The 6,323-nt window shown below is 66.6% G+C and carries 5 protein-coding genes; 2 read left to right on the top strand and 3 right to left on the bottom strand.

The genetic code is table 11. From position 1 onward, the window contains the following. The first annotated feature begins 161 nt into the window (after window positions 1-161). Both KBY67_RS05990 and KBY67_RS05985 read left to right on the top strand, forming a co-directional pair. On the top strand, window positions 162-356 hold the full coding sequence (locus KBY67_RS05990) for a hypothetical protein (protein WP_255109784.1): 195 nt from the start codon (window positions 162-164) through the stop codon (window positions 354-356). A gap of 342 nt (window positions 357-698) precedes the next feature. After that, the gene (locus tag KBY67_RS05985; protein ID WP_255109782.1) at window positions 699-1,076 is read left to right on the top strand and encodes a hypothetical protein; all 378 of its coding nucleotides are present in this window, start codon (window positions 699-701) and stop codon (window positions 1,074-1,076) included. Window positions 1,077-1,197: 121 nt separating this feature from the next. Here KBY67_RS05985 and KBY67_RS05980 read toward each other — a convergent pair whose 3' ends face one another. The 3 genes from KBY67_RS05980 to KBY67_RS05970 form a co-directional block, all read right to left on the bottom strand. Further along, complete coding sequence (locus KBY67_RS05980; protein ID WP_255109780.1) at window positions 1,198-2,052, bottom strand: MOSC domain-containing protein; 855 nt, start codon at window positions 2,050-2,052, stop codon at window positions 1,198-1,200. A 73-nt stretch (window positions 2,053-2,125) separates the two neighbouring features. Next, on the bottom strand, window positions 2,126-2,662 hold the full coding sequence (gene moaB / locus KBY67_RS05975) for a molybdenum cofactor biosynthesis protein B (RefSeq protein WP_255109778.1): 537 nt from the start codon (window positions 2,660-2,662) through the stop codon (window positions 2,126-2,128). 455 nt (window positions 2,663-3,117) lie between these two features. Then, window positions 3,118-6,231 carry a DEAD/DEAH box helicase gene (locus KBY67_RS05970; protein ID WP_255109775.1) on the bottom strand — a complete coding sequence of 1,038 codons (3,114 nt, stop codon included), beginning with the start codon at window positions 6,229-6,231 and terminating at the stop codon, window positions 3,118-3,120. Window positions 6,232-6,323: the final 92 nt, after the last annotated feature.

The following is a 6,323-nucleotide window of genomic DNA, read 5'->3' as shown; positions in this document are numbered from 1 at the left end:
CCCTGCATCCCCAGCTTTGGCGTGCAGCGCCGCCAGAAGCAGCCCTGGTTCACACGAATTGAGCTGCCGCCGCTCCTCGATGCTCTGTGCGGTGCTGTCTCAGTCGACGGTCTTACCTGAGATGTGTCGGTCAGTCAGGTTGTCAGGTCACGGCCCCTGGTGTGGTTTTCATTGCTGAGGCCATTGTGGCGCCAGGCGAAGTGGCGAAACACTTTGGCGAGGATGCCATCGTGGCGAAGGAGTGTGAGATTGCCTACAACGCCACGTTGCTGGCACTCCTCTGGGATGGCATCGCCACACGGAACACCAAGCTGTCGCGAGAAGGGATCAAAAGTCTGCCTACAAAGTTGGATTGAGCCCCCTGGCTAACCTACATTCGCTGCCATGACGACATCGGCTTTTGCTTTGATGACAAGGATATTGCTGCTGCAGGTCATGAGCCCCATTCCCACCGCAAGTTTCTGATTGATTATTTCAGCAGTAAGTTCGCCGACACTGCCAGGGGGCTTAAGTTCATGCGTAACGACTCCACCGTTGACGCGAGAATCTGTGGGTCCCTGGCCTCCCTAGCTGGGTCTGAATCGGCCTTGGGAAAGGGTGATCAAGGGCTGATCAACATGGCCATTGGCAAAATTCTGCTGCTCAATGGCATCATCCTTTCCTTCGGTGGAATCCCACTGATCTAGAATGGTGACGCGTTGGGCCAGCTCAACGACTACAGTTACATCAGCGATTCCAGTAAGTCCAACGTCAGTCGCTGGGTGCACCGCCCAAAGATTGACTGGGAGAAGGCCGCCCTGCGGCATCAGCGTGGCACGGTGGACTGTACGATCTTCACTGCGATGAAGCGAATGATCTCCGTCCGCAAGGAGACATCCGCCTTTACTGATTTCAACAACCGCGAGCTGATCCATTCCGACAGCCAGCACCTTCCCTGCTGCCTCCGCTACAGCCATCTCAGGAGCTCGGAGAAAGTGTTCGTGATTGCCAACTTCGCCGACCACCCCCAGCAGCTCGAGCTGGAAAGTTACAGCCGCTATGGCATCAACCCGCAGGCTAATTACATAGATCTCTAGAGCGGAATCAAGCCTGCTCAGCATGACGCTTGCACCACTCTGCAGGGTGGCCAGTTCTACTGGCTGAGCGAAAGCTGAGGGCCTCTTTCCTAGTCTCTAGTCAGATCCGTCGCCTTTGGGTTCAGTCCAGCAGGGTCACCAGATCTCCTACGCGGACTTGGCCGGGATTGGTCACGCTCAGTCGGATCCCGGCCACCACGTTGTTGTGCCTGGCGGTGGCCCGCAGGATCTCCAGGGTTTCCGGCAGTTCCCCCTGGCCCAGCGTGGTCACCACGCAACGGGGACAGCCGTCGTTGACCTGCAGACGCAGGTCATCCCCCAGGCCCAGGCTGTGGCCAATCCAGGATTCTTCGACAAACCCGCTGCTGCCAACTTCCGGGCGGATCAGCAGGTTTGGGCGAAAGCGCTCCACGGCAAAGTCCAGCTGAGGCTCCAGTTGCCTTAGCCGCTCCAGGCTGGTGGTGCTGATGGCATGGATCGGGCAGGAATCGAAGAACGTGCCCACCGGCAGCACCAGTTCATTGACCACATCCTGAAACTCCCGCTCCTGCACCTCCGGCCAGTACTGATCCAGGCTGGCACCCTTGGGAGCCTGATTCAGCAAACTCACCTGCCGGCCCAGCCGCTGCGAGAGCCAGCTGTCCACGGCGGGATCGCTGCTGATCACCCTGGCCTCGTCTGGGGCGCCTTGGGCTCCGCCAGGTGCACTGATCGCCACAGCTGTGGCTCCACCGCACTCCTGAGGCGGCTCCAGGCACTGGGCCGCAAAGCCGAGCAGATTTTTCCAGAGCCTGGGGTTCTTGGCGCTGGCCACCCGGCCGGTGGCGTGGTCCCAGAGGGCATAGGCCCGGTCGCCGAGCAGGCCAGCGCTGCCGATGGAGGCGGCTTTGAGGCTTTCTCCCAGCATCGACTTGACCGGGTACCGCCAGATTGCCTCCACCCGTCCCACGGTTTGTCCCACCACCTGCTTTGCCATTCCCGTCGCTGCATCCGGTCGTCAAGTCATTCCAGCTGTTGCCCATGACGGGCGTGGTTCAGAGCTCACCGTTTCATCCCGGGTCCGTCGCCGGTTGGCGGGAATCTTCCCTCAGCCGTGGCAACAGCTGCACCAGGTTGCAGGGCTGGGTGGTGCCATCGAGCTGAGCGCTGATCAGCCTGTCCCAGGCGGTTTCCACCGCATTGAGCGAACCTGGCAGCACGAAGACGATCGTGCCGTTGGCCACCCCCGCCAGGCAGCGGCTCTGCAGGCTGCTGGTGCCGATGGTGTCGAAGGAGAGCACCCGGAACAGCTCCCCGAAACCCTCGATGGTTTTGTCCAGCAGGGGAGTCACCGCCTCCGGCGTGCCATCACGGCCGGTGAGGCCCGTGCCGCCGCTGCTGATCACCACCTGCACGGCCGGATCGGCAATCCAGCTGCTCAATGCCGCACGGATGGCGTAGCAGTTGTCGGGCACCAGCTGGCGCTGCTGGAGGCGGTGGCCCGCGGCCTCCAGCCGTTGCTGCAGGGCATCGCCGGAGGGGTCAGCGCTGGAGGGATCGGCGCTGCGGCGATCCGACACCGTGAGCAGGGCGATGGCGAGGGACACCGGGGCTGGCTGCGGCTGGCTTATCTCTACAGGTTGATCGGTGCCAGCTGCTCCTTGCGCCAGTGCCCCGACACCTTTTCGGTCCGTGCGTCCCACGAGCAGCTCGGAGTGGGCCACTGTCCGCTCCTGCCCTGGGGGGCTTCCAGCAGTGTTCCCCCCTGGGGCCGCTGGCCTCGCAAGCTGTAGCCGCCGCCAGTTCTCCCCACCCATCAGCCACTTCCGGTAGGGCCGGATGAAGTTGCGCGGGTCCTGCTCACGGGAGTCCAGCAGATGCATCACATCCCCGGTGTGCAGCACAAAGCCCACGCCCTGCTGCTGTTCGAACACCAGGTTCTGGGGCGGATCGGCGCTGATGGTGAATGGCGTGGGCCCGCAGGCAGAGCAGATCGGGCCGGTTGGTGGGCGAGCGCACCACGGCGCTGGCCAGCAGGGCAATGGCAGCGCTCATCCCCGGTTCACTCCTCAAGGGCCACCAGGTCGCGCAGCTGGCCGGGATCGAGGCCCCCGAGCCACTCCTCGCCGCTGCCCACGATGTCTTCCGCCAGGCGGGCCTTCTCGCGGATCATGCGGTCGATCTTCTCCTCCACCGAGCCGCTGGTGATGAACTTGTGCACCATCACCCGGTTGGTCTGGCCGATGCGGTAGGCCCGGTCGGTGGCCTGGTTCTCCACAGCCGGATTCCACCAGCGGTCGATGTGGAACACGTGGCTGGCGCGGGTGAGATTGAGCCCCACACCGCCCGCCTTGAGCGAGAGCAGGAAAAGCTGCGGCCCGCGGGGGTCGTCCTGGAAGCGATCCACCATCGCCTGTCGCTCCCCCTTGCTGGTGCTGCCGTAAAGGAAGGGCACCTCCTGGTGGAAGCGCTGCTGCAGGTGGGCCTGCAACAGATGGCCCCATTCGGCGAACTGGGTGAACAGCAGGGCCCGGTCGCCCGCCGCGATCACCTCTTCCACGATTTCCTCCAGCCGCTGCAACTTGGCCGAGCGGGCGCTGAAGCCGGCCCCCACCTCTCCTTCCTTGAGCATCAGGGCCGGGTGGTTGCAGACCTGCTTGAGCTTGGTGAGCAGCCCCAGCACCTGGCCGTGCTTCTGGCCCAGGGGGGCCCGGGCGATGGCATCGAGGGTTTCATCCACCGTGCGGCGATACAACTTCACCTGCTCCGCTGAGAGCCCCACCCATTCCTTCAGTTCCACCTTCTCGGGCAGGTCGGAGATGATCGAGCGGTCGGTCTTGAGGCGCCGCAGCAGGAACGGACCCACCCGGGCCTTGAGGTCGCGCACCGAGGCCATGTCGCCGTAGCGCTCGATCGGCAGGCGGTAGCGCTGACGGAAGAACTCCTCCTCCCCCAGCACCTTGGGGTTGAGGAAGTCCATCAGGGCCCAGAGCTCGCTCACCCGGTTCTCCACCGGGGTGCCGGTGAGGGCGATGCGGAAGCGGCTCTGCTTGAGCGGGCGTGCCAGATCCCTGGCTGCCTGTGACTGGCGCGCCGAGGAGTTCTTGATCGCCTGGGCCTCGTCGATCACCACCCCCTGCCAGTCGAGGCTGGCCAGTAGCTCGCTGTCGCGCTGCAGCAGGCCGTAGCTGGTGAGCACCAGATCCACCCCCTCCAGTTTCTTGGCGAGGGCGGCGGGGGTGGAGGGCCGGCGGGGGCCGTAGTGCTCCACCACGCTCAGTTCCGGCGTGAAGGCCTTCGCTTCCCGCAGCCAGTTGGTGAGCACCGAGGTGGGGGCCACCAGCAGCACGGGCCGCTTCAGTTCCTGCTCCGCCTTGAGGTGCTGCAGGAAGGCCAGCAGCTGGATCGTCTTGCCCAGGCCCATGTCATCGGCCAGGCAGGCCCCCTGATCGAAGCGATGCAAGAAGGCCAGCCAGCCCAGGCCGCGCTCCTGGTAGGGCCGCAGCTGGCCGGCGAACCCCTCGGGGGCAGGCAGCGGATCGGGGGCCTTCTGTTGGTGATATTGCTCCAGTACCGCCTTCAGCCTCGGGCCGGCCGTGAAGCGGTGCACCGGCAGCCGCTGCAGTGTCTCCCCCTCGTTGCCGGTCAGACGCAGGGCGTCATCGAGGCTGAGCACAGGATCGAGGGCGCAGAACTTCTCGGCATTGCGCAGATCACCCGGACGCAGCTCGATCCAGGCCCCCTTGTGCTGCACCAGCGGGCTGCGCTTGCCAGCCAGCCGCTCCAGGTCCCGCAGGGTGAGCGTGACGCCGCCGATCATCAGCTCCCACTCCGACTGCAGGCTTTCACCGAGGCTGAAGCCCCGGGAGCGCTCGGGCAGGTCGGCTTGGATCGACAGGCCCAGCCGGCTGGCCAGGCCGCCGCTGAGGCTGGGGGGCAGCACCACGCCCACGCCCACATCGCGCAGCTTCAGGGCGGCGATGCGCACCAGCACGAAGGCCTCCGCCGGGGTGAGCTCCATCCGCTCCGGGGTGGCGGTGTCCAGACCCCGCTCGATCGGCTCGAACACCTGTAGGGCCCGCCCGAGGCCCTCCAGCAGCAGTTCACCGGGTTGCTGCAGTTCGGTGTCACCCAGCTGCAGGCAGCCGGCCCCTGCGGCCCAAACCCCGGCGGCGGGCAGCAGCAGGCTGGGGTCGGCCTCGGCCTGGAGGCTGAAGCGCAGGGGCCAGAGGTCTTCCCCTTCGCCGGGGGTGTCGAGCTCGAGGCAGGCCCTTGCCGGTTCCACTCGGCCGGCCACCGCCTCGCGCCAGTGGTGGGTGGCCACCTGCAGGCGCTCGCAGTCGTCGTCGTTGAGATCGAGGCGCCCATCGCCGGGACCGAGGGCCCGCTGCCAGGCCGTCAGCAGTGGATCCAGCCCCCCCTCGCTGGGGGCGAAGCCCGCCCGCATGCGGGCATCCACCAGGTGCGTGAGGATCGAAGCCAGTCGCCGCCTCCCGGATCCCGGCCGCCAGCAGGCCATCGCCACGCCCGCCTCCCCCTGGCCCGGCTCCAGGGCCGCCACCGCCACCTGGGGCAGACGCGAGGCCAGATCCTCCAGGCGACGCCGGTCGTCTTCGCGGTTGATCAGCGGCAGCCAGCGGGCGCGGCCCCCCTCCACCTGGGGCAGCACCCGGCCGCGGGCCAGCAGGCTCAGTGACCAGCGCTGCAGATGACTCCACCAGCGCAGGTCATCGGCCAGGTCGGGATGGTCGCCGGAGAGGGGCAGACGCCCCAGCCAGAGGGTGGCGGCGCCGGGCTCCAGCCACCAGCCCTCCACACGCCAGGGCCACCACTCCACCGATTTCGGGATCGGCTCGCCCGCCTGCAGGGGCAGGCCGCTCCAGCTGCCGCTGTCAATTTTCTTCTTGCCCCTGGCCCCCTGGCGGCGGCTGGGCAGGCAGAGGGTGGCGCTGGCCGGGCGGAAATCCTCGGTCCAGAGGTCGGCCTCCTCCAGCCAGCCGCCCAGGTCGTCCTGGTCGAGGCTGAGGGGGTGCAGGGGCGCCTCCGTGGCTGGCGCCTGGGGCTCGGCCACCCGCCAGGTGTCGGCCCAGAGCAGCAGGCCCGGCCGGTAGCCGCCCCCCAGGGAGGGCACGGCGGCGGTGTCGGCCGACAGCCAGGTGGCGTGCAGCAGGCTCATGGCCTCTGGGCCCACTCAGAGCAGGGGTGGCGTCGCATCGTGAACACCGGCAGCAACCACGAACATTGACCACGGACATCGCCTCGGCTCGC

It is taken from the genome of Synechococcus sp. RedBA-s (genome assembly GCF_024345495.1).
Classification (GTDB): Bacteria; Cyanobacteriota; Cyanobacteriia; order PCC-6307; family Cyanobiaceae; genus Regnicoccus_A.
This window is presented reverse-complemented; position numbering and strand designations above follow the sequence as displayed.

Excerpts from the sequence above, each read along its gene's own strand:
- KBY67_RS05980 (WP_255109780.1), bottom strand. The coding sequence starts at position 2,052 with ATGGCAAAGCAGGTGGTGGGACAAACCGTGGGACGGGTGGAGGCAATC.
- KBY67_RS05970 (WP_255109775.1), bottom strand. The coding sequence starts at position 6,231 with ATGAGCCTGCTGCACGCCACCTGGCTGTCGGCCGACACCGCCGCCGTG.